The sequence below is a fragment of the Streptomyces sp. NPDC090025 genome, assembly GCF_044748125.1.
Lineage (GTDB): Bacteria > Actinomycetota > Actinomycetes > Streptomycetales > Streptomycetaceae > Streptomyces.
Genome location: NZ_JBIVFL010000005.1, coordinates 267,285 through 294,035 on the forward strand (window position 1 = coordinate 267,285; position 26,751 = coordinate 294,035).

Here is a 26,751-nt window from a genome sequence, read left to right on the forward strand (position 1 = left end):
GGCCCCGTTCTCTCCTGCGAAGCCGTCCCCCGCAGTAGAGGAACACCACCATGTCCATCAATCCACCGAAGGAACTCGCCGACCTTCTCGGATTCGTGACGGGCATGGAATGGCCCAAGGCCGACGAGGACCTGATGCGGCAGGTGGCGGACGCCTACGCCGCCGCCGGCCTGGACTTCGCCAAGCTCAGTGAGTACTGCCTGGAGCTGCTGCCGATCGTCAAGAACGGCTTCGAGGGCGAGGCGGCGGACGCGTTCGTCACCTCGATCAACGACCTGACCGGCCAGATCGGCGGCGGCAACCAGCTGCTCGACGCGTCGAAGCTGTCGATGGACCTGGCCGACGCGGCCCGGAACGTCGCCAACCAGGTCGAGTACACGAAGATCATGGCGATCCTCCAGCTCGTCGAGCTGCTGGCGCAGATCATCTTCGCGATGATCTTCTCGCCGTTCACCTTCGGCGGGCTGTGGGGACCGGTCTCGCTGTCGATGGCGGCGACCCGGGAGGGCTTCAAGAACCTCATCCTCTGGCTGATCAGCACCATCATCAGCCAGACCTTCATCGGCATCACCAGTGGTGTGTTCCTCGACGCGATCGTGCAGCTGTACCAGATCGGCTCCGGGCACGCGAAGGAGTGGGACGGCAAGAAGACCCTGGACTCCGTCAAGCAGGGCGCGCTCACCGGTCTGGTCGGCGGCCCGCTGGAGATCCTGTCGCACTTCGGCGGCAAGGTCATCGGCAAGTTCCTCGGCGGCAGCGACCCGGCCTCGATCATCAGCAAGAAGCTCGACGACGTCCTGAACAAGGTCGACGGCGGGCTGACCGCGGGCACCAAGAACGCCGCCGAGACCGGCGCCAAGTCGGGCGGCAAGGACCTGCTCGACAACCCGGCGGGCGGCATCACCAAGAAGGCGGACGACCTCAAGCCCGGCCCGCTGCCGGAGAAGACCCCGCTCAACGACACCCCCGACATCCCGCCCCCGCCGCCGTCGCCGCGCCCGGTCAGGACGGCGAGCGACGACCTCACCCCGCCGCCCGGCGGCCCGCGCCCCGACGCGCCGGACGCCCCGGCCGGCCGCCCGCCCCGGACCGAGACCGAGACCCCGGCCGGGCGCCCCACCCGGACCGAGACCGAGACCCCGGCCGGGCGCCCCACCCGGACCGAGACCGAGACCCCCACGGGCCGGCCGACGCGGACCGAGACCGACCCGCCGGTGTACTCGAAGGGCACCGAGGCCCCGCCCGCGTACGGGGGCAAGGGCGCCGCGGACGCCACCGGCGGTGTCGGCGGCACCGCGGGTGGCGTGGGCGGCGCGGCGGGCAAGGCGTCGCACCTGCCGCCGGTCGAGTCGATGCTCACCACCGAGGCCGCGCGCAAGGCGTTCGCGAAGGACCTCGGGCAGCTCTTCGGCAGCGTCTCCGACCGGATGGAGACCGGCTTCACCCGGTTCGGCGAGGGCACCATGTCCAAGGCGTTCGCCGACCGGATGGGCGACCTCTTCCAGAAGCACCTCGGCGGCGAGGGCGCCAACCTCGCGCTCCAGAAGGAACTGCGCAACCTCGGCACCGACTTCGGCGACACCTTCCTGCGCAACTGGAGCCGGCTGGGCGCCGACCACACCGGTCTGTCCGACGCGCTGCAGAAGGTGCTCGGCGACCTCGGCAGCAACAAGTCGCTCAAGAACCTCACCGACGCCCTGCCCGACCTGTTCTCCACCGCCAAGACCGAGGGCAGCAAGTTCACCGCCCCGTTCCGCCGGATGTTCCTGGAGCAGAACCCGCTGCACGGCAACCCGCTGTACCAGCTGGGCGGCGCGGTCGCGGAGGCCCTCAACGAGGGCGCGGAGGAGGCGTTCTCGGAGGCGTTCTACAACGTCATCTTCGAGGGCAAGGGCTTCGAGATGACGTGGGGGCCGTTCGCGGCCGGTGTCTCGATGGGCCTCATCGGCAAGGGCCTGCACAAGATGTTCGAGCCCGCGATGATCAAGTACCAGGAGTTCGTCCTCAGCCACCAGTACGCCGACAACCCGAACGACGCGAAGTTCTTCGGCATCCTGCACCCGATCAGCATCGCGTCCTTCATCTCCAACCTGACGGGCCACCCGGCGCCGTGGCCGGTGCCGCGTCCGAGCCACGGCGAGGGCGACGGCCTGGTGGCGACCGAGATGAAGAACATGCTCAAGTGGGTGTTCTCGCGCCCGGTCTCCGGCGTCTCGTTCATCGACGTACCGCTGGGCAGCATGATCCACCCGGCCAGGCACGGCGACACCGACGTGGACGTGCCGACGCCGGACGCGGTCGCCGACGTCCTCAACACGCCGACCCAGAGCGCGGGTCCGCTGCCCGACCGCACCGACCCCGGCACCCCCGCGGCCGACACGCCCGCCCCGCCGACCGGCACCACGCCGACCCCGGACCGTCCCCGCACCGAGAGCGGCGGCCCGGTGCAGGACTTCGGGCTGCCGGAGATCACGACGGACCCGACGTTCGGCGACGACCTCAACGCGGCGCTCGGCGACGTCACGCTGGACCACGCCACGCAGCCGGCCCCCGAGCTGCCCCGGCTGCCGCTCGGCGAGCGTCCCGCCCCGCCGACCGGACTGCCGCTGAGCGACGGCCCCGCCCGTACCCCGAACGTCGTCACCGTCTCCGACAACACCTTCGCCGAGCCCATGTCGGCGGTCATGGACTGGGCGGACCCGACGCCGGACTCCGGCACGCCGAGCCAGGACCCCGGCCCGGAGCAGCCCGCCACCACCACGGCGACCGACACCACCGACCCCACCGGCCCCGGCACCGACCAGCCGCAGGACACCACCGGCGAGGACCAGGGCCAGGACAAGACCCAGGACACGAACCAGACCCAGGACCAGGACGCCGCCCCGCTGCCGGGTACGCTCCCCGACCCCGACCTCACCGACGCCGGCCCCGGTCCGGTGGTCCAGGCCATGCCCGCCGGTCTCATGCTGGGCGACAACCTCTCCCCCGCCCAGGTCCAGGCGCTGCGCAACCTGCCCAAGGTGCCCGGCACGTTCGTCGTCGGCATGCACATCGAGCGGGGCGGTTCGCCGGACGTCGCCACGACCGTGGCGGCGCTGACCAAGGCCCACGACGACGGCCTGCTCGACGACGTCACCCGCATCCAGTTCACCGGCTGCTCGCTCGCCATGGCCATCGACGCCACGACGGTCAAGACGATCATGACCGGCCTGTGGAAGCACCGCGCGCAGCGGCCGGACGGCACCGTGGCCCCCGACCGCGACAAGATCGTCGGCTACGCCGCGAACGCCCCGGTCTGGTACGTGCCGGCCCGGAACACCGACGGCACCCCGCGGCCGGCCACCACCGGCGGCGGCCACCTCGTGGTGGCCCACAAGGTCGGCTTCACCGCCGACAACAAGCCCGCCGTGGTCTCCGGGGGCGCGCTGTGGCGCGAGTTCACCGACCAGGGCGGCGCGGAGCACCTGTCCACCGACTACGGCCTGAACGACGGCTACCTGCCCGAGGACGGCGGCCGGAGCCGCCCGGCGCCGGAGGGCTACGACTCCGTCCGGTGGAGCGACGAGCTCCAGGACGGCGCGGACCCGGACGCCGTCATGTTCGGTACGGAGACCGACCCGGTCGACACCGGAGGCGCGGACGACCGGCCGGGCCCGTCGCAGGCGGACCCTCCGCACGAGCAGCCGTACGAGCTGTCGAACGAGCAGCAGTACACCGACGAGCCCGACGGCCTCGCCGACTCCGACAGCCATCGCGGCAGCAGCCTCGACGGCAACGTCGACTCCGGCGACGAAGCGCTGCGTCAGGACGACGGGGCGTCCTCGGACGACGACTCCGTCTCCGTGCAGGTCAGCCTGATGGGCGACCTCGCCCGGCCCAGCCGCCTCACGGTCTCCTTCGACAAGGAGGCCAAGGAGCTGAGCGCGGACGAGCAGCGGCGGCTGCGGGACTTCGCCCGGGGCCTGCTGCCCGAACTCGCCTACCGGCAGGACAAGTCGCCGCAGGACCCGGAGCGGCTGACGGTCACCGTCGCGGCGGGCGGCAACAGCCTCTTCGGCGCCAAGGGGACGGGTGCCAGGCGGGCTCAGGCCATCGCCGAGGCGATCGACCGGCACCTGGCCGACCTGACCGCGGACCAGCCGGGCCTGCGGGACCTGGTCGACTTCCACACCGTCTCGCGGGGCCGTGACCTCTCTGACTCCGACAGCGAGGAGGAGCGGCCCCGGCCCGACCGGCGCCGCTCGGCGACCCTGTCGACGCTCCTGGACATCCGGCCGGACCACAGCAGCCACTTCAAGACGGCGATCGACCTGCTGCGCGCCGAGAAGGTCCGCAAGGTCGACGCGGCCGACCTGACCCTGGCCGTGGCCCACGCCCGCGGGGACGGCACCCTGCTGTCCGGGTCCGACTCCTCGCCGCAGCCGACCGTGGCGGGCATCAAGCGCGGCCAGGCCGCGCTCGACCCGGTGCGGACGCCGGTGCAGCACAGCGCCACCATGTCGCTGGTCGCCGTGACCGCGCTGCGCGGCCTCGCCGACAACATCGGCACCGACCACTCGGTCCTGTCGCACACCGAACTGTTCGGCGAGACGAACAACTTCAAGACCGCCGGAGCGCACCGCCCGGCCCCCGACCACAACGTGGTGTTCCTGGTCGAGCCGCACTCGGCCCGGGACGCCGGTCCCGTGCTCGGCCGGGACCGGGTGGTGTTCGCGCCGGACGCCCGCTTCGAGGTGACCGGCGTGCACAACGGCTCGGACGGCCGGTCCTGGGTGACCGTGCGCGAGCTGCACCCGCACGTCAAGCAGGGCAGCGAGCTCGGCCAGTCGCTGCCCCGGCCGCTGCCGAGCCCGAAGGACGTCCCGGTCCTCGGCATACCCGGGGTGACCTACCCCGGTCCGAGCCGTCCGCTCGACTCCACGCTGGTCTACGACACGGCCAAGAAGCAGTACGGCTTCCGCGGCCCGAAGTACATCCACCGCGGCGAGGTCGAGGTGGAGATGGTCGGCGACGAGCCGCACGTGCGCATGTACACGGCCGTCACCAACCAGACCGATCTGACGGTCGACCCGGCCCAGCCGGGCCGGGCGACCTCCGCGAAGTACAAGGACATCCAGCAGGACCCGGCCACCGGCAACATCGTCCTGAGCACCGGCGGCACCGGCGACGCGATCATCTGGACCGGCGCGGGCACGCCCGCCCGGGCCGTCGCCTGGGCGATGAAGTACAAGGCGGAGGACCCCGCCGCGAACAAGCCGCTGATCCGCTCCTATCTGGTGCCGATGACGGTGTTCCACAAGCTGACCCTGGACGCGGTCCCCGAGCAGGACTCCAAGCAGCCCGGGGCCGCCTTCCGCGGCACCGACTCCCACCTGGCCCCGCCGCCGCCCGAGCTCGTCGTCAAGCACCAGGAGTACGCCGACAAGCACGCCGCCTTCACCGGCAAGGCGGAGGTCAACCCGATCGGCGACGGCCCGACGCCGATGCGGGACCGTACGGTCAACACCGACCAGCCCGCCGAGCGCAACCAGTTCGGCATCCGGGGCGAGTCCCTCGAACTGCTGCGCCGCAGCATCCGGCCGAACTCCCTCGTCACGTACTACGAGACCGACACCGCCCTCAGTCAGGACACCCCCGGCACGGCCCACTCCAAGAACGGCCGCGCGGTCCATGTGAACGAACTGCGCCGCCGTCTGGACATCCCGGACGTCGAGGGCCGCCAGCTCACCTCCGCGCACAACCCGTGGCTGGACGGCGACCGGCACCGCAACAACGCGGGCGCCCTGAAGAAGATCTCCACGACGCTGCGCCAGCACTACGTCACCTGGCAGCACTTCCAGCAGCAGCCGCAGGAGCGGATGCCGCATCCGCTGGTCTCGGAGACCGATCTGCCGAGCTACGACCGCCGGCTCGCCGATCTGAAGAAGTTCCTGACCGAGCACGCCGCCCTGTACGCGGCCGATCTCACGCTCGCCCCCGACCTCCGGGTGCTCGACGCGGACATCGAGTCGGCCGGGCACGACAAGTCGAGCGTGGACACCTTCATGCACGACACCGTGCTCAATTGGGCCTCGCACGCCGAGATCGCCCACTTGTTGTCCCGGCAGGCCGACGAGGTCTCGGCCGACCGCAATCTGACCGACGCGCCGGTGATGCACGACTTCGCCGGGCTGCGGCGGGACCTGGACGACAACGTCCGGCTCCAGCTCCGGGCCGGTGAGAAGCTGACCGCGCTCTGGCAGAACGGCGCGCCGACCTACCGCATGGTCGACCGGCTGATGCGGGACTACCCGGAGCTGTCCCACCTGTACAGCCAGATCTGCGCGGACACCGAGAAGTACAGCTTCTTCGAGCACGCCCAGATGGTCGCGGGCCAGTACCTCAAGCTGGCCTCCCTCGACGCGGCCGACACCGACCGGGTGGTGCCGGTCGACGCCGTGGTCAAGGCGATCCTCTTCCACGACATCGAGAAGTCGAACTCCAAGCGCATGTTCGGCGAGGGCGCCAAGGGTGCCCACGACGCCGAGCCCGAGCACCGGGGCGCCGTGGAACTGATGGGCCGCTTCCGGCACCTGTGGGGGTCGGGGCCCGAGGCGGAGAAGTCCTTCAAGGCCGCGGTCATGATGGTGGACAGCGACCCGTTCGGCTTCTACTACCGCGGGATGCACCCGGGCAAGACGCCCGCGGCCAAGCGCGAGCACACCTTCCAGTGGCTGGCAGAGGCCGCGCTGCGGCTGAACGGCCGTGACGTGGTCGTCCACGACGACGCGGGCCGCCGGATGGCCGATCTGACGGACGCGGACACCGAGCTGATCGGGAAGCTGTTCCACGAGTTCCACCAGTACTACCAGGCCGACTACTCCTCGTACACGAGCTACTCCCGCTACGTCCGCCGCGAGCAGCTCGTCTGGGACCAGCGCGGGTTCGTGCCGGACGGGGCCGGCGGCAGCAAGCGGGTGGGCGACGACACGGCGTCCCTGTCGTCCGAGCACTCCGAGAAGTCCGAGAAGTCGCAGGAGTCCAAGGAATCGAAGGAGTCCAAGGAGTCCAAGGAATCGCGGGAGTCGAAGGAGTCGAAGGAGTCGAAGGAGTCCCGGGAGTCCGACAAGTCGGGTGAATCGGGTCAGTCAGGCGAGTCGCGCGCGACGACCACGGGTGAGCGGCGTCCGCAGGACGACGCCGTCGAGGCCGCCGCCGCCCACGGCAAGGGCACCTTCAACCGCGCGTGGCATCCGGCCGACGGCCAGCTGTCGCCCAACCAGACGCACCCGCTGGACGGTGGCCCGAAGCTCGCCACGGACGCCGACGGCAACCCGGTCCGGCCGCTGCGGTTCGAGTTCGCGAACCACTACGAGCAGATGTACCGCGACCTCGCGGCGATGTTCACCGATCCCGACACCATCCGCGGCAACTTCCGCACGATCGGCAAGCGCCGCCTCGACCTGGAGGCCCGTCAGCTGGGCGCCACCCCGCTGCCCGACCCGCAGGCACCCGCGCCCGCGCCCGCGGACCGCAAGGGCAAGGGCAAGGCGCAGGCGTCCACGAGCACCTTCGACGACCTGTCCGACGGCGGTCTCGACCTGTTCGGGGAGGGATCGCAGCAGGACGCACAGGACACCTTCGGCGGTCTCTTCGACGAGCCGCTGCCGGACACCCCGGTCGCCCGGCACGCCGACGCCCAGAACCCGGACGACGCTTCGGACAGTGACGACCTCGGCGCCGACCTGCTGAACATGTTCGCCACCGACGGCGACGACGCCCCCGGCCCCAGCGGCCGGACCCCCGCTCCGTCCGGCTCGGACCCGGCCGGTCTCGACCCGATCACCGGCGCCCGGCAGTTCGGCGACGGCCCCGCGCAGGACGGGGACCCCACGACGGACCCGTCCGCCGACCCGTACCCGACCTTCGAGCCGGACCCCGCGCGGGTCGACGAGATCGTGGCCGCGATCACCGACTCGCTCCAGGACAACGGCACCCACCACCTCATCGACCCGGCGACCGACCCGGCCGAGGCGGCCAAGCTGAACGACACCGTCGGCCGCTTCCCGACCGACGACCGCTTCCTCACCCTGGCCACCCATGTGGTGCGGGCCGACGGCGCGCCGACCTGGCGCGGCCGGGCGATGCCCCCGGCCGAGCTGGCGGCGGTGCTGTCCAAGCTCGCCGAGAACGGCAGCTGGGACCTGACGAAGCCGCTGCGGTTCGCGGCCTGCAACACCGGCCGCGGCCTCGGCCAGTCGTACGCCGCCGCCACCCTGCGGGAACTGCGCGCGCTGCGCCCGGACACCGCGCTCACGGCGTACGCGCCGCAGCGCACCATGTGGTTCGTGCCCGCCGTCACGGGGCCGCGCACCACCGACAGCAACGGTCCCGGTCACACCGTGGCCGCGCTCCAGGTCGGCTGGGACGCCGACGGCAAGGCCCGGGTCGCCCCGGACCACTGGATCGAGCTGTCCGTCGCCCCGCACCAGGACTCCGTCGAGACCCGGGTGCTCGACGCGTACATGCCGGTGGACGACTCGATGCCGCCGCGTACGCTGCCCGCGCCGGACGGCTACACGCCGCTCGACCAGGCCGATCCGACCCCGCTGTCCACGCTCGACGCCTCGGACACCACCGAGTTCGGCAAGGACGCCGCCTACCGCGCGCTGTACGACGACCCGTCGTTCCAGCAGCACACCGAGGAGTTCGAGCAGAACCTCGGCATCACGTACTACCGGGACCCCGAGGTCCGCAAGGCGGTCGCCGCCTCGCTGTTCGACCTCGCCACGGTGCTGGCCAAGGCCCACCCGGGCGCCGGCCCGGACGAGGTGCTGCTCTCGTTCTTCAGCGACGACCCCAGCACGCCCGGCCAGGTCGGTGTTCCCGCCCCCGGCGAGCGGGAGGCCGCCTTCGACCGGCTGCTCCAGCACGGCAATCTGCGCGAGATGATGACCGCGTTCCACAACGCGGCGACCTCCGACGGCCCGATGTCCCTCAACGGGGTCATCGACCGGATCGTGGCGGACCAGGACTGGACGGAGGCCGAGCGGATCGGCCTGGACCACGCCTACCTGCAGGGCCGGTTCACCGCCGCCACCGACGACGGGCTGCGCAAGCAGCTGACCACCGCGCTGCGGTCGACCGCGGGCGACAGCGCCGCGCTCCTGGAGCGCGACCTGCTCAAGGGCCCCGGCATGGTCGACCCCACCGACGGCTGGCAGGCCCACACCGGCGAGTACGTGTCGTCGGTGCTGGCCCGCAAGATGCGGCCGCCGCAGCAGCTCCCCGCCCACAACGGCCCGCGCACCCCGCAGGAGTTCGGGCGGCAGCGGATGCCGCTCAGTCAGGCCGAGCTCGACCTGCTGGCCAGGTCCGGGCGGTCGGACGGCTTCGACCTCGACACCGGCTGGAAGTCCCGCTCCGACCGGTTCACGCTCGACCCGAACTCGCCCTGGACCCGCGAGATGAAGGACCGCGGCATCCCGACCCTGTCGGGCATCTCCGGCTCCGCGGCCCGGACCATGAGTGCCTTCCTGGCCACCAGCTCGCAGAACCCGTCCCGCTTCGCCCAGGCGCTCTACGGCTGGCAGCTGCCGACCCGGGAACACTCGCTGTACGAGATCGTCGCCGGCATCCGGCTGGCCGGGGCGCTCGGCGACTCGCCCCAGCGGGACCTGTCCGACGCCGCAGACCTGTACCGCGACATCCCCGGCGTGCCGCTGAGCCACCTGCGCGGCACCCTCGGTCTGGACGTCCTGCCGCACGAGTCGGTCTACCAGGACAAGGTCAAGGCGCAGACGCTGAAGGAGGCGAACAGGGACGTCGTCACGTTCGCCGAGAACACCCGGAGGAACTTCTCGCTGGCCAACAGCGGCCGCCTCGTGCCGGGGATCAGCGACTGGCTGCGGGACCAAGGGGTCGGCGCCGACCGGATCCTCGAGACACTCTCCCCGTCGCACTTCACCGCCCTCGCGGTCTACACCGGTCCGAGCTTCTCGCTGATCAACCCGCTCCTCAAGTACAGCGGGCACACCCAGGACCTGGCGCTGAAGACGGCCGTCACGGGGCTCATCGACACCTGGATGGACAAGGTGGCGAAGGGAGGGCAGCCCATCGCGCTGCCGGCGGTCATCGCCACCCTGCCGGGCGTGCTCAACTTCCGCGCCACCCCGATGGACCAGCTCGACGCGGTCCGGGCGCAGGCGAAGGCGGACGCGCTCGCCCTGCTGCCCGCCATCCGCGAGGAGATGAGGCTCCACACCCACATGGCCCTCGACGCGCTGCGGCTGCTGCCGCCCGCCGTCGGCACCGTGTACCGGGGCGGCCGGTCGCTCGGCCTCGATCCGGCGGGCACCTTCGGCTTCCTCTCCGAGTACGGCAAGGACGACGTCACCTTCGACCACTTCGCCAGCTTCAGCACCAACAAGAGCCAGGCGCAGATGTTCGCCAACCGGGCGGAGACCGGCACGCTCTCCCACAAGGTGATGTGGGAGATGGCGGCCAGCGGGCGCAACGGTGTCTCCATCTCGCCGTTCTCACGCGTCCCGAGCGAGGCGGAGGTGCTGTTCAAGCCCGGCACCCGGGTCCGCATCACCCACCGCGACACCGACCCTGCCGACGGCGTCACCCGGATCATCGCCACCGAGGAGAGCGGTGGACTGCCCTATCTGGGCAAGGGCGCGGGTCAGGGCCGCCGCAGACTGCACGACGAGATGGCCCAGCGCCTTGCGACGTTCGCGAACGGCCCCGTCAAGGGCCCGCGCGACCTGCGCCATCTCGCCCAGGACATCGGGCTGCCCGTCGACGAGTCCGCGTCGGCCAAGGTGTCCGACTGGCTGAACCCGGGCGAGGGCCACGACCGGTCGGGGCTGCGGCTGTGGCACATCGCGCACCTCACCCGCGAGGTCTACGGCAGCACCAGCATGGTCAACCGGGAGACGCTGAAGAACGTCCGGGCCCTCGCCGACGGCGCCCGGACCTATCTGAACCTCGGCCGGCACGAGGAGGTGACGTACGACCACGTCACGGAGTTCCTCCACAGGGCCATGAAGCTGACGGGCGACCGGGTCCCGAAGCGGATCATCACCGAGGTGCTGGAGACGATCAACTCCGGCCATCGCGCGGGTGCCGAGCTGACGGGCGACCGCGTCGTCACGCTCGTCCGGGTACCGGGTTCCCCCGCGTCGGGCGCGGGCGGTCTGTTCGGCGGCCTGATGTCGTCCATCAGCGGCGCCACCTCGTTCGGTGACACCGACGCGGCGCCCCGCACCGGTGCCCCCGGCGACCTGCACCGCGATCCGCTGTACCAGTTCAGCGCCGAGTCCTTCGAGACCTCGCTGGGCGCCTACGCGCACGACCTGCCCACCGCGAAGCACGCGGCCCGCGAGACCGTGCTGCGGCTGTTCGAGACGCTGTCCGCGGCGCACCCCGACGCCAGGACCGCCGACATCGCCAAGGTCTTCCTCAAGGACGACCCGACCTCGGCGGGTCAGGTCGGCACCGACCTGACCACGGCCGAGTTCTTCGACCTGATGGAACACGGCACCACCCGCGAGCTGATGACCGCGTTCTTCAACGCCGCCTACTTCAACGACTCGGCGCTGGGCCTGAAGTCCCTGCTCAACGAGCTCGTGAACGACGGCGATCTTGACCGGGCCAAGGAACTCGGCCTGAACGACAAGGCGTTGAAGCAGCAGGCCGACTTCCTCAACGGCTGGACCCGCGGCACCATGGACGCGGTCCTCTCCAAGCTGCTGCCCGGCCGGGCCATGTTCGACAAGGACGTGTTCGCGACCGGCAACATCCTCGCCCAGTCGAAGAACTGGCGTGAGCAGGGCGGCGAGTTCACCTCCAGCATCGCCGCCCGCAAGCCGCGTCCGGCCTCGGAGCGGTACGACAGCCCGCACGCCATGACGCCGCGCGACTACCGCGAGCTGGGCGCCGGACTGACCGAGCGGGAGCTGAACTTCCTCGACTCCCACCCGGTCGCCATGGAGCTGCTCGGCCTGAAGTCCGAGCAGCTGACCGGCGACCGCGTGCCGCGCGACGAGCACGGCGAGATCGACCTGGCGGCGCTGCGGGCCCGCGAGGACGTCGTCGAGGTCGTGGTGAGCCACCCGGAGGACGGCAGCGGCCCGCGGGTCACCCTGGTCACCCAAGGCCCCGCGACGATCGACAACCCCCGGCGGGCCGATCTGGAGCCGGGCGTGCCGGGCCCGGAGCTGCCGCTGAGCTGGCGGTCCGGCCGGTCCCTCAACACCATCAACGAGAACAGCGGCTGGTACCAGGACGTCCACGACGGCCGGGGCATGCCGGTGATCGCGGGCATCTCGGCGACCACCGCGCGGATGCTCAACGCGTTCAAGCTCCTGAAGGTCCCCGGCGTCGACGACACTTCGATGCTGCACGCCCTGATGGGCTGGATGCTGACCTCCGCCGACCACTCGGTGTACGAGATCCTCAAGGGCGCCGAGATGGCGGGGGCACTGCCGCCGCTGCCCAAGGACGCGTTCAAGGACGCGGCGACGATGTACGCGAACCTGCCCGGCATCAGCCTGGTGGACGTGCGTGCCAAGGTGGCCAAGGACGGGCTGCTGCCGCACGAGCAGGCCGCTCGCGGCCTCACCGACCTGGCGGACGCCGTGCCGTTCGGCGGTACGGGCCTCGCCAGAAACATGCCCGCGCCCGGCCCCGTGCCGCGCCCCGGCCGGTCCGCGCAGCTGTCCGTCGTGGAGCGGACCCATCTGAAGAGCCAGGCGGCCCGCTGGTTCCACGGCACCGCCACGCCCACCCCCAGCCAGTCCAGGGGCATCAACCGGGTGATCGACGCCGCCGAGGCGCACGGGATCCCGCTGCGCGGCCAGGACAACCGGCAGCGCAATCTGCGGTCCGTGCACGAGGTGTTCCAGGCGGCCCGGCCGAACGCTCAGGCCAGTCCCGACATGCGGCAGGTGCACGCCCTCGCGAACCGGGTCACCGACGGGGCGCCCGACATCCGGGCGCTGTTCGCGCACGGCGCCGCCCTGCTCGACCTCGGACTCCCGGTCGACGCCCGGAACCTGCGCGCCCTGCACCTGCTCAAGCAGCTCGACGGCGAGAACCTGCGCACGTCCGACGTGTCCCATCTGGCGCCGCTCGTCCGGCGCGTCACCGGCGAGGACCTCGCCGACGGCGACATCGCCGACCTGGTGCGGATCATGGCGACCCTGGACAGCCCCGGCGAGCCGATCACCGAGGCCGACCTCACCGAGGCATACCACGGCACCGGCTTCTGGGGCGCGCCGACCAGGGACCTGCTGCTGCGGACCGTCCAGAAGCTTCCGTCCGCCGCGGGCAAGAGCGAGCAGTGGGGCATGGAGCAGCTGACCCGGATGGCCTTCGGCCTCTCGGGTGAGGACACCCCGACGCCGGAGCAGGTCGGCGACCTGTTGTCGCTCGCCGAGGCGGCCCGCACCCTGGGGTTGCCGGTCGACCTGCGGTCGATCGGCGGGATGAAGGACCTCTTCGAGGCCAACGAGACCAACCAGGCCGACCAGACCGACGGTCCGCGCTACACCGCCGACGTCGACACCCTGGTACGGGACTCCCTCGGGCTCTCCCCCGACGCGCCCGTCACCCGTGAGCAGCGGCGGCACTACCGCGGCCTGGTCGAGCTGGCGGTCCGGCACGACCAGCGGCCCACGGTGCAGACCGTCGGCGCCCTCGACGGCCTCGCCAAGCTGCGTCCGCACCCCGAACCGGCGGTCTCCGTCCGCCTGGTGAGCCGCGAGGTCTTCCCCACCGCCGGCACCGGCGAGCAGGGCACCCCGGACACCCCGGCGCGCCCGCTCCAGGTGCGGGAACTCCTCGCGCTCGCCGAGCAGGTCGACACCACCACGGTGCCGCTGACCGTCGAGGCCCTCAAGGCCGCCGCCACTCCCGCGCCCGCCCCCGTGCACTGGATCGGCGACCCGCACGCCGACGCCGCCAAGCAGGCCGGTACCCAGGCCGCGCTCCAGCGGTTCCCGGACGCCGCCCACTACCTCACCGTCGCCATGCACACCGGCCCGGACCACGTCCCCACGCAGGGCGGCCGCAGGCTGCCCGCCAAGGACTTCGCCGACCAGTTGCTCGGACTGCGCGAGCGCGGCGACTGGGACGGCGTCACGCCGCTGCGCCTGGTCGGCTGCGGTCTCGCGCTCGACGCCACGTACCTCACGTCGGTGATGAACCAGCTGTGGGGCGCGGGCGTCACCGCCGACGCGTACGCCGCCGACGGGCCGGTCTGGTTCACCTCGCTGCCCGACGGGAACGGCGCCCTGGTCACCACCCAGTCGGTGGGCCTGCGGCCGGGACCGAACGGCGGACTCGTCCCGGCCCTGGTGCCGGGGCACGACTGGATCCGGTTCAGCAGGCCGGACACCGACAGCACCGAGCCGGGCGTCGAGCGGCTCGGCCCCGAACTGCCGCCGCGCGGCGACCGGGACCCGGCCGACGGATTCACCCGCACCGACACGGCCGACGGTCTGCTGACGCCGGACGACGCCGTGTCGTTCGGCACGGACAGCATCACCATGTCGGAGGAGCAGCAGGAGGTCCTCACCGAGCTGAACCTCGTGCCGTCGGTCCCGCACGACACCAGCAACCTCGACTCGTTCCTGAAGGCGTTCCTGGACGCGGGCACCGAACTGATCGAGGAGACCGGCCGCCTCGACGACGGGGAGACCCCGACCGTCGCGGTGCTGCGCGAGCGCATCGCCGAGGACTTCAACGACGACTGGCAGTCGGGCTCCGACTCCCGGCAGCACGCCAGGACGAAGCAGGACGCCGCGGAGCTGATGCGTCAGCTGCGGGAGGGCAACGACTGGCGGGAGGGCCACGCCGAGCTGCTGCCCTACCTGCTCTACAACGTGTTCGAGCTGGAGACGGCCGTGGTCGACACCCACGGCACCGTCCACGGCGGTGCCGAGCCCGGCCCCGGCGTGATCACGCTCCTCATGCTGCCCGGGGACGACGGCACCGGCGTCCGCTTCGTCGCCGCCGTCGCCCCGGACAGCCCGTTCGCTGCCGAGCCGGGCACGGTCCGGTTCGGCACCCCGGACGAGCACGGGAACGGCAGCCCGTCGGACAGCGCCGATGGGCCCGGCACGGCCCGGGATGCCTCCGCGCTCTCCGACGCGCTCGACAACGCCCCGCCGTTCGCGCAGCGCGAGGAGTCCGCGGACGCCGCGCTCGCGGCCGACCTCGCCGACCTCGTCAAGGGATCCGGCGGCGACCTGGCGTCCCGGTGGGCCCAGCTCCTCTCCGACCCGGACCAGCTCGGCTCCGACCCGGTGCACAGCTTCCTCGTCGACGCCCTCGTCGACGTCAGGTCGCTGTACACGGACCGCCCGGAGCGCGACGCGGCCGTCGTCGACGCCGAGCGGCAGCGCTACGAACTGCCGCCGGAGAAGCCCCGGGTGCGGCCCGAGACGGCCGACCGCGACATCCAGCAGGCCGCGATGGACCGCCGTGACAACGGCAACCTCGCCGAGGGCCGCCGGATGGGCAGCGCGGTGGAGAGCGGTCGTGCCGAGGTCATCGACGACCTGCCCGGCCACTCGGAACTGAGCGTCAAGGAGGCCGCCGCCTATCTGCTGAGCCTCCAGGAGTCGATGCGCGGGGCGCGCGAGCGCGACCCCGGGGCCGTCGACCTCCCCGCGTACAAGCGGGCCGGCGCCACCGTCAAGGACATCCTGGCCGCGCACCCGCTGCTGCGGGCCGCCCATCGCGGCGGCGACCCGCTCCTGGAGGAGCTGGTCAGGACCGACGACACGGCAGGCGTCCTCGACACGCTGGTCACCACCGCCAAGGCGGCGTCGCTGAAGACCGTTCCCGACGGGCTCAGCGGCAGCGATGTGCTCGCCCTCGCCGGGGCGGACCTGGCCAAGCTGCTCGACACCGACTCCGGTCCGGTCAGCGGCCGGGACTGGACCGCCGACACCGCGAAGGCCGGTCTGAAGGCGCTGGCCACCCACCTGGCGCAGCGTGACGGCGGCCAGGGGGCCGACCGCACGACGCCCGACCTGCCGCTGTCCAAGGGCGCCGCCCTGAAGGGCTGGCGGGCCCGGCTCGACCAGGTCCCGGCGATCCTGTCCGACCTGGACGCGACGACCGGCGGGCACGGCTCGGCCGACCGGCTGCGCGCGCTGCGCGAGGCGGGCGGCCTCGCGCTGCCCAAGCGCCCGCTGCCGCCGCGCGGCCTGCCCGGCGCGCACACCCCGCAGCAGTCCCTGGACACCTTCGCCGAGACCGCGTACCGCTACCGCGACGACGCGGAGCTCCAGGTGCCGTTCGAGGTCCGGGACAACGTGCTGGGTGACGACCCGGACGGCGGACGGCCGTTCGGTCTCGAACTGACCTTCAAGTTCCCGCTGTTGATGTCCCCCGAGGACCAGGTGAAGGCCCTCGCGAACATCCGCAAGGACTTCGTCGAGGCGGGCCTGAGCCGCAGCGACCACCAGTACACCTCCCACGAGATCGCGGAGGAGGGCTACACGGAGGAAGCCGACACCTGGCGCATCGAGAACGAGGTCGGCGTCGCGGCCGAGGTGGTCACCCCGGTGATGCGGGACACCAAGCAGAGCTGGGAGAACCTGGGCAAGGCCCTCGACATCATCAAGAAGCACGGCGGCGAGACCCGCAACGGCATCGGCGGCCTGCACATCAACCTGAGCACCGGCGACTACTCCCCCAACGACTACGCCAACCTGCTCCACGAGCAGAGGTGGCGTGAGGACTCCCAGTACCGGCTGTACCAGGACCCCAACAGCGGCCAGCACCGCGGTCTGGCCAACTGCCGGCCCAACGAGATGCCGCCGCCGCAGGGCTTCAAGACCCTGAACGAGGTGCGCAACCCCAACAAGGGCCGCTACTTCGCGCTCAACATGATGAACACCGACAACCGGGCCAGCGACCGGGTCGAGCTGCGCGGCCCCGACGCCGTCCTGGACCCGGGCGTCATCCAGGCCCGGGTCCGGCTCGCCCGGGCCCTGGTGGACCTGGCGCCGCATCTGGACACGGTGCTGGAGTCCCTCGGCGACCGGAAGCCGGACCTCGGCGCCTGGGAGCCCATCGGCACCCACAGCGCCAGGCTCCGCGGCAACGGCCGCCGGATCGACGCCGCGACGCTGAAGGAGGACGCCCGCTCGACCGTCGACCTGATGCGCCTGCTGTTCGACGGCGACCCGGTCGCCGAGCAGCAGCTCGCCGCCCTGTACGGCAAGACGGCCTGGGCGAACGACCTGACCAAGCGGCGCGACGCGTTCATGGGCGACCGCACCGACCGGACCCCGCCGCCCGCGCCGCGCCCGGAACCGGAGAACTCGCCGCAGGACACCACCGGACCGGAGAACCCCGCGCACCGGCCGGTCACGCCGCCCACCGGGCGCGACCTCGTCGACGACGCCGGACGCCCGTTCGGCAAGGCCGTCTTCGACGACGCCGACTGGAGCATCCGCGAGGACCTGTACCGGCAGCTGCCCGAACTCACCGAGTACGAGCAGCGCGAGGTCTGGCAGCAGCCCACCGGCAAGCGGCAGCAGGTCCCGTGGGACCCGAAGAACGCCTACTTCTTCGCGAGCCACGCCGACGCGCAGGGCTTCGTGCTCGACAAGGCGACCAGCGGCACCGACCTGGGTGTCCAGATGGCGAGCTGGCCGTCCTTCCAGGACTGGTCGGCGGCCGCGAAGCAGGACGGTCCCCGCCCGGACGACCGGCGACGGGCCGACCTCGTGCTCGCGGGCTGCGAGTCGGACGCCCACGCGCAGGAACTCGCCGACACCACCGGGCACGTGGTGCACGCGCCGACCGGCCGTACGGGTGTGGTGAGCGACGACGCCGCCGCGCCCTTCGACGGCACCAAGAAGGCCGTGCTGTTCGTCCGGCCGTCGCAGGACGGCACGGACGGCGTGTTCAAGACCTTCCATCCGCGCCCGCGCACCGAGACGGCGGACCCCGACCAGCTCCAGGGCCCGGGCCACCGCGCCGGTGACCCCGGCGCCCTGGCCGACACCTCGGCCGACCGGCCGGACCCGGCCGACCGCCCCCTGGGCGACGCCCGTGACGGCGCGGCGGACCGCGACGACTCCGCGGGCCCGCTCGTCCTCGACGCCGACCCGGAGAACGGCGAGAACCCGGAGGACGGCACCGTCACCCTGGCCTCGGGCAGCCGCCTCGGCGGCATCAACCGACGCGGCAACAACATGCCCGCCGACGTGCTCGGCGTCATCGACCGGATGGAGCGGCTCGGCGTCGGCGGCGACCTCTCGGAACTCGGCGGCCTCCGGGACCAGTTGCAGGCGCAGCACACGGAGAACCTGGACAAGAAGACGACCTGGGTCATCGGCAAGGGCCGGCCGCCCAAGGAGCTCCCGCCGTTGACCCTGGCGCCCGTGCTCGACGCGTACAAGGAGGCGCTCGCCTCCCCGCTCTCCCCCGACCAGGCCACCAAGCTGAGCCTGCACGTCGACGACTCGGTCGGTACGGGCGGCGTCAACCGTCCGACGGACGTCGAGGCGGTGCGCACCCTGCTCTCCGACTTCGACCTGCCCGTGCCCGCCACGACGTCCGGCCCCGACGCCGTGCGGATGCTGGTCGACAGCTACCTGTCCGGCGATCTGCTGCCCGAGGCGCACGCGGGACGCCGGGTGGCGAACGCCCTGCTGTCCCTGGCCGACCAGCGGCTCACCATGCACTGGGAGCCGTCCGGGCTCAACACCGACACCGACTTCGTCCGCTGGGCGAAGAACGGCGCCCCGGCGGAGAGCGCCCCGCAGTTCACCCAGGACGCCGTCCTCAACTGCTACGAGACGGTGATGCTCGCGGCCTTCCACGAGGGCGTCCTGAGCTCGTCCTGGATCACCGAGATGTACAAGACACCGCCGGGCATGACCGACGAGCAGGCCGAGCTGACCTTCGGCGAACGTCTGACGAAGGCGCTGCTGCCGCCGACCCAGGACATCCGGCGCTGGCAGGACGACCGGGGACCGGCGCCGCGCCGCGGCTCGCTCGTGGTCAACGGCTCCGGGGGCGACCACTTCGCCATGAGCACCGACGAGCGCTCCGAGACGGACGGGACCCCGGTGACCGTGGGTCTCGGCGCGAACGTCGACGACTACGACCCCGACCAGCTGACCCGCTTCCCGCTCGGCGACTGGCCGCAGACGACCAGCGGTGTGCTGTTCGGCACCCCGCGGTTCGACCCGGTGCCCGGCGCGCCGACCCTGGACCCGTCGCTGCTGCCCAGCCCGGAGAACGGCCCGGTCCTCAGCCGCCCGAACCCCCAGCCCGTACCGAACCCCCAGCCCCTACCGAACCCCCAGCCCCTACCGAACCCGGCGCCGAACCCCGCCCCTCAGGTCAACCCGGCCCCGGCGCCGAACCCCGCCGCCCCCGTCAACCCGGCGCCGCCCGTCACCCCGGCGCCGCAGGTGCCCTGGTACGTCGCGGACGGCGCGCTCGGCGACGGATATGTCGAAAAGGTGAGCCCCTGGGCCCACGAGTCTGCCAACGTCTGGCTGCTGCGCACCAGCGACACCCTCAAGGCGATCGGCGTGCCCGACAGCACCATCGGCAAGCTGCTCGTGAAGCTGCGCCCGATCGTCACCAGCGACGACCCGCGCGCCTGGCAGAAGCTGTTCCAGGAGGGCCTGTCCTTCCGGGCCGACGGCAAGTCGGTCCGCATCACCGCCTGGCCGGAGAACTTCCGGCACACCGAGGCGCTGCCGAAGGCCGACACCAGGCCCTTCACCCGGAACAACGAACCGACCGTCACCCGGGGCAGCGCCACGGAGACCAGCAACCAGTCGTCGATCCCGCTGGACATGGCGGTGCCGCTGACCGGGGTCGCCCCGCTGGCGGCGGTCGCGCCGTCCGTCCGGGTGCAGATGTCCGGTGCGCAGGGCTCGTCCCGTACGGTCACCGTCGACACCCAGGACGCCAGCCGCACCCTGGTCGACGAGATGCACGCCTTCGACAGCGACGTCCGGGTGACCGCCCGGCTGGACGACGGCGCGCCGATGACCTTCCGCATCCCGAACCGGCTGACCATGGCCTTCCCGCAGGCGTACAGCCCGGCGGAGCCCGCCGCCTCGTCGGGTCCGCGGCCGGTCACCGACGCGGCCGGGCTCGGCTCGGTCATCTCGACGGTGAACGCGGTCGCTCCGCGGGCGGTCGTCGACCAGCTCGCCGACCACCTCAAGAAGGCGAAGGTGCCGCCGGCCCAGGCGGCGAAGTTCCTCAACGAGGTCTCGGCCGAACTGCTCAGCGAGAAGGCCCTGAAGGACCGCAACCGCTGGTGGACCACGAACAGCTGGTCCTCCAAGGTGTTCGCGGTGCACGCCGGACCGAAGCGGTCGATGGCCGGCCACTTCCAGGTCAGCGCGCGGCTTGAGACGGTCGAGCGCAAGGGCGAGTCCGACCGTCCGCTGCGGGTCCGCGAGGACCTGGCGGACAGCCTGGCGCTGAAATCGGTCACGAAGCACAGCACCAAGGGCGCGCTCAAGGTGGGCGCGAGCCTCACCATGCTGCTCTCCCCCATGGTGGTCTCGCCGGGCGTGGAGTTCGCCGTGAACGCCTCCCGGTCGCACCAGTTCGACGCGGGTGGCTCCGACGCGGCCAAGAACACCCTGCAGCACGGCAACGAGCCGCAGGTGGACTACCGGGCGACGGCCACCTTCCGGGTGGACTTCAAGACGCTCGCGAAGACGTCGATCCCGCCGTTCGAGGCGCCGATCGTGCTGGCCGTCGGTGTGCCGTCGTCGCAGTCGGCGAGGTTCGAGGAGGCCACCCTCGGCGCGGTCATCGACACCGCCGCGGCCCCGGCCCCCGCCCAGGCGCCCGCCCCGGCCACGGCGACCCCGGTGGTCGCCGCGCCCGCGCCCGGCCAGGCACCGGCGCAAGCACCGGCGCAGGCTCCCGCCCAGGGTGCCGCCCAGACGCCCGCCCCGGCTCCGGCGCCCGGCACCGCCCTGCCGACGGCCCGGCCGCTGCCCTTCGGCGACCAGGTCCGCCAGCTGCTCCGGATCGCCCGGCGCGAGCCCGCGATGAACAACGACGTCGGCGGCCACCACCGGCCGTTCCCGAGCGGCGGGGTACCCGACGCGGCGGGTCTCTACAAGATCGCGAAGAAGCGGCCGATCGAGGTCTCCGTGCCCGACGGGGTCGCCCCGCGGGGGCCGGCCTGGACCCGGCTGCTCGGTCACCCGAACGTCACCCTGGTGCACGGCGACGACGGCTACTCGGTCGGCGCCCGCGGCACCGGCCGGAACGAGCCCGCGTTCCGGTACGTCACCGACGCCCGGGGCGCGGTGGTCGCGGCCCAGCGGCTCGAATCCAGCACCTTCGAGGAGCTGTTCGGCCCGCTCGGGCACGCCCACGAGGGCGGCCTCACCACGCTCACCGACTTCCTGGCGGGCCACCCCGAGGTCGGCCTGCGGATCACGGCGGACCCGGCGTTCGGCGCGGCCGACCCGGACGCGGCCACCCAGCTGCGGGACTTCCTCCAGCACCCGCAGGTCGGCGCGCCGCGCGCGGCCACGGTACGGACCGTGATCGAGACCCGGATCGGCGCCGACGGCACGATCGACTTCCCGGCCTCGTTCCGCAGCCCGGTCGAGCAGGTGGCCCGCAACCTCGACGTGGCGCCGCCGCCGCTGCCCACCCAGGGCCGGCAGCCCCAGCCGAGCCAGCCCGCGCAGCCGGGCCAGCAGGCCCAGCCCGGTCAGCAGCCCGCCGCCCCCGGCGTACCCGCACCGGCCCAGGCCCCCGCCCCCGGCGTGCCCGCTCCCGCCCCGGCCCCGGTCGACCAGGGCGACCCGGGCATCACCCGTCCGTACAACTACACCGACCTCAACGACCCTGCCTCGATCGGCCACTTGGAGGACTTCGCCCACCAGCACGGCCCCGTCCAGCTCCAGATCAGCCCCGGCTTCGGCGACGCCGACCAGGTGCGGGCCGCGCTCGCCGCCAACCCCGACATCCACCTGCTCGACGCGGGCGGCGAACCGCACACCCCCGGCACCGTGTTCGCCGGGCCCGCCACGTACCTCCTGGTGGTCGACGCGAACGGCCGGGTCATCGGCCCCCAGCCGGCCCGCGAGTTCCCCGTCGACCCGCGCGAGCCGCTGTCGCTCGCCGCGCGCAAGGGCATCGGCCCCGGCATCGTGGCCGAACTGCCCGGCTCCGAGAAGGTCCTGACCGATCTGCGCCAGTGGGTGGACAACCACCTCAAGCACGGCAAGCTCAAGACCGGTCTCGACGAGGACGAGTACGGCTCGCTCGACCGCGAGATGGACGCCTCGTTCGGCACGCCCGGCATCCGGGCCCGGTTCGGCAAGCTGCTCGGCGGCGGTGTGCCGCTGGTCAGGCAGCTCGGCAACGGCACCGAGCTCCGCGTCCATCTGCACACCGAGCTGCGCGAGCTGAAGGAGACCACCGACGGCTCGGGCGTCAAGATGGACCGCCGCGCGACCCGTGGTTCCAGCTACGCGGTGGGCCAGACCGACCAGCTCTCGGTGTCGGCCGGAGCCTCCACCGACATCCGGGTGGGCACCGGCGGCGGCTTCCGCGTCGACATGCCGGGCGTGGACGTCAACACCAGCGCGGCGTTCTCCGCCAAGGGCTCCCTGACCACCAGCGTCAAGGCGTTCCACCGGGAGAAGTCCAGCAGCGACGTCACCGCCTTCCGGTACGCGACCGTGCACCACCTCAGCGCCACCCTGCACGACGGCAACGGCGACCTGGTCTCCGCGCTCCACCAGGAGTACGGCGGCGACGACACCTCCTCGGTGATCCGGGTCGCCGACGAGAACCTGCCGACCCAGCCGCACGACCCGGCGGTGCTCGCCACCGTCGGCACGGTCGAGGTCGTCGGCCCCCGGCCGCCGGCCAACTGGCCCGGCACCGGCCTGCCGACCGCGCTGCCGCACGTCGGGCTGCCCGACTCGGGCGTCGGCGGCATCCACACCGAGTTCCTGGGCACCGGGGAGATCGCCACGGCGGTCGCCGGCCTGGTCGCCCGGCGTGGCGGCGGCGAGGACACCCCGACCTCCGCCGACACGCTGTTCGCCGAGCGGTCCGGGGACGGAGTCGCGGGCATCCGGCGCGGGATCGCCTCGGAGATCGAGGAGATCTTCACCTCCAACCAGTTCCGTGCCGAGTTCGAGCAGCTCACCAGCCCGGACGGGGCGACGATGGCGCTGCCGCCGACCCCGGACGGCCGGGAGCAGGCGCTCGTCATCAAGCTGAAGGTGGCCGCGCCCCGGCACGAGACCAGCGGCACCGGCACGACGCTGCTGCACTCCACCGAGACCGGCGCCAAGGCCAGCTGGACGAAGTCCGGCACCCGCACCCTGGGCGGCGGGCTGAGCGGCGGCTTCGGCGCCAACTTCTCCCTGGCGCCGCCCGCCCCCAACCCGGCCGACTCGGGCCAGACGCCCGCCACGACCCCGCCGCCCGCCGCCGCACCCGGCATGCCGGGCAAGCGGCCCGGTGTCGGCTTCGCGGTCCGTGCCGGTGTCGACGGCAGCCGTACCGCGTCCAAGTCGACGGCGGTGGTCTCCGGCAGCGCCGCGTCCACCATCGCCACCTACTCCGGGCAGACCCACCACTTCCGGGCCGACACCTATCTGGAGGTCAGCCACCACACCTGGCTGCCGGGCGGCCGGTTCAAGCCGGTGGCGGACGTGGAGACGCTGTACGTGAAGGTGAACGGCGGTATCGAGATGACCGTCCCGCACCTCCAGGCGCAGGACCTCGGTCTGCCGGTGCCCGACGGCGTCGGACCCGACCCGGTGATCGGCCCGCACCCCGAGAAGGGGTACGTGCACAAGCACCTGGCGACCGCGTTCTCGCACGTGGAGAAGCTGGACGCGGACGGGGTGCTCCCGGCGGTGAAGCGGGCGCTGCGGGACCTCGGGGTCATCCACGAGGCCCTCGCGGACACCCCGACCGACCTTCAGCGCGGTCTCGCCTCGGTGTTCTCCAAGGAGGCGCTGCGGGCCGGTTACGCGCAGCTCAGCACCACCTCGGTACGTCAGCTGATCAAGGTGCAGATGCCGGACGGCGGCACCCGCCGGATCGGGGTCCGGGTGACCGCCGAGGTCGGCGACGCCCGGCACGAGCGGCCCCGCGAGGACGTCAAGATCACCGCGGGCGGCGGCGGGCTCACCTCCGTGACGCACTCGGCGGGCAGCTCCGGCAAGATCGGCGCCAACGCCGGCGCCAACGTCCGCGGCACCGCCGAGGGCGGCGGGCGCGGTGGTCTGAAGGCCAGTGGCGGCGTGGAGTCCGGCGGCGGCAGCAAGACCGGTGTCACCGAGACCGTGCGCGACAACCGCAGCGCGGAGGCCCGCGACACCTCGCAGGAGTTCTCGCACCCGGTGCGCTACCGGGTCGAGGTCTTCTCCGGCAGCGAGCCGCACCAGGCGGTCCGGATGGTCGGCAAGCTCCTGGAGGCGCCGGTCAAGGTCGTCGACTGGGCGACCGACGGCCGGGCCGGGCGCTGGTTCAGCGAGAACTGGGCGAGCGAGTGGAACGCGCTGTTCCCGGACGGGCACGAGCCCACGCGCCAGGTCGACGTGCCGGGCGGCCGGGTCCACCTCCTGGTCCCCGACCATCTGACGAAGGACGGGCCGAGCAACCCGACGCCCGCCCCGCCGATCGCCGCGCACGTCAGGCCCGACGGGCCGAGCCCGGTCGGCGACACCTCGAAGGCGCTGACCGCCGACCTCTCCCAGGTGGTCCAGGCCCTCGACCTGCCCGGTCTCGACCGGGTGCTGCGGTGGCTGCCCGCGGCGGCCTCCAAGCCGCACCGGGTGGACGCGTCGGACACCACGCCGCCGCGCCGCCGCGACCTGGCTCCGACGACCATGGCGGGTCTGGCCATGGACATCATGTCCACCAGCCGGAACCTGCGGTCCAACATCGGCGCGCTCCTGACGGACGGGTACGACATCCCGGTCGCCGACGGCAGGTCGGTGAAGGCCAAGCTGGTCGTGCACCGGGCGCGGCACGTCGCCAAGGGCGAGTTCGAGGCCGGTATCGACAACCCGAAGGAGCGGGAGCAGGAGGCCGAGCGGGAGCAGAGCACCTTCGGCTGGTCCGGCCAGGTCGCCCCGGACGGCGGCGGCTACCCGGTCGACGGCGGTCCCTCGATGGGCGCCGCGGGCCCGTCGTTCCAGCGGGGCGGCGAGCGGGCCAGGGGCGGCGCGACCGTCGGCATCGGCCAGTCCGCCGACGACAAGGCCCCGGCCGAGGGCGTCCACCACCACTACGAGGCGGACGTCACCTGGGTCCTGACCGGCGAGGACGGCACGACCGTCGAGGTCGACGCGATCGGCGGCTTCCTCGGCATGATCCACGAGCCGAAGGTGGACGCGCTGGTGGCGAAGTTCCCGGCGGTGTTCGGGGGCCGGCCGGTGGATCCGGCGGCCAACAACGCGACCCCGGAAGCCGGTTCCGGCTCGGGTTCCGGCGGTCCGGTGATCGTGGTGACCCCGCCGTCCACCGGCCCCGACCCGGTGGTGGCAAGGCCTTCGGGCACCCAACCGCCGGTGGTCCCCGCCCCGCGGACCCCGGCGACCGGCCCGGACCCGCTGACCACCGCGGCGAACACCCCGCTGCCGGACTCCGACGACTCCGATTCCGATTCCGATGCGGACGCGGACGCGGATCCCGTCGCGGTCCCCGGCGCCGGTACGGGTTCCCCGCTGGCCCCGCCGACCATCGTGGTCACGGACCCGGACGGCGACCCCGTGCCGGTGACGGTGCCGACGACCGGGCCGGTACCGGCGTTCGCGCCCGCGCCCGCGCCGCATCTGAGCCAGGACTACGAGCCGACCGGGCCCGCACCGGCCCCGTACCGGGGCGACGCCCGGGTGGAGGCGAACGGGGCCGGGATGGATCCGGTGGAGCTGGCGCTGAGCGGCCCGGGGAAGGACGCCGGTTCGTTCCCGGCGTACCGTCCGGTCCGGCCGCTCGTCGGCCCGGACCGGCCGGCCCTGAAGGTGTCCGGCGACGGCCGCTTCGCGGTGGCCGAGCACGGCGGCGCCGCCCGGGAGTTCTTCGCCACCCAGGAGCTGGTGGACGAGGCCGGGGCGCGGCTCGCGGCGACCGGCGGTCCGCGCCTGCGGGTCGACCCGGCGTCGAGCGTGCGCTTCGACGGTCCGACGGGTCCAGTGACCCTGCACCGGGTCACCGTCGAGGGCCCGGTGGGCCCCGGCCCGGTGTTCGTGGCGGGTGACCCGGACGGCCACCACGTGGTGGTCCAGGACACCCCGCGCCCGGCCGACCGGGAGCGGCGGGACATGGCGGATGCGGTGGAGCGCAATCTGCGGCACTACGGCGACACCCTGCCGAAGGTGGCCCGGGAGCTGGCGGACGCCGACCCGGACGGGCACGAGCCCCGTACCGTCCTGGCCGCGGCGCTCGACGGGCTGCGCCGGGTGCGGGCCGAGCGGGACGCGTTCGAGGCGGACCCGTCGGCGGTGGCGGACCCGGCCGCCGAGCGGGACCGGCTGGCCCGCGAGGAGGCGGACGCGCTCGCCGCGGCGATCGCCGCGCTGCGGGCCGGGGCGGGCCCGGAGTACGGCGACGACGCCGACGGCTTCACGTTCGGCTGGGTCGCGCCGGTGAGCACCCTTGAGCTGCCCGCCCTGGACTGGACCCGGTGACGGTCCCGGCCGGGCGGGCGGGCGGGGGGACGTGAAGGAGCGGTGAACCGGTTCGCGGGTGCGGGCCGTTCTCGGGTAC

1 protein-coding gene is annotated in these 26,751 nt (G+C 72.9%); it reads left to right on the forward strand.

Translation table 11 applies throughout. From position 1 onward, the window contains the following. Positions 1 to 50 precede the first annotated feature (50 nt). Positions 51 to 26,672, forward strand: a complete 26,622-nt coding sequence (locus ACIPXM_RS15585) for a hypothetical protein (RefSeq protein WP_401655432.1) — start codon at positions 51 to 53, stop codon at positions 26,670 to 26,672. Positions 26,673 to 26,751 lie beyond the last annotated feature (79 nt).

What these genes read in the sequence shown, in the direction of transcription:
- ACIPXM_RS15585 (WP_401655432.1), top strand. Translation starts at nt 51, where the DNA reads ATGTCCATCAATCCACCGAAGGAACTCGCCGACCTTCTCGGATTCGTG.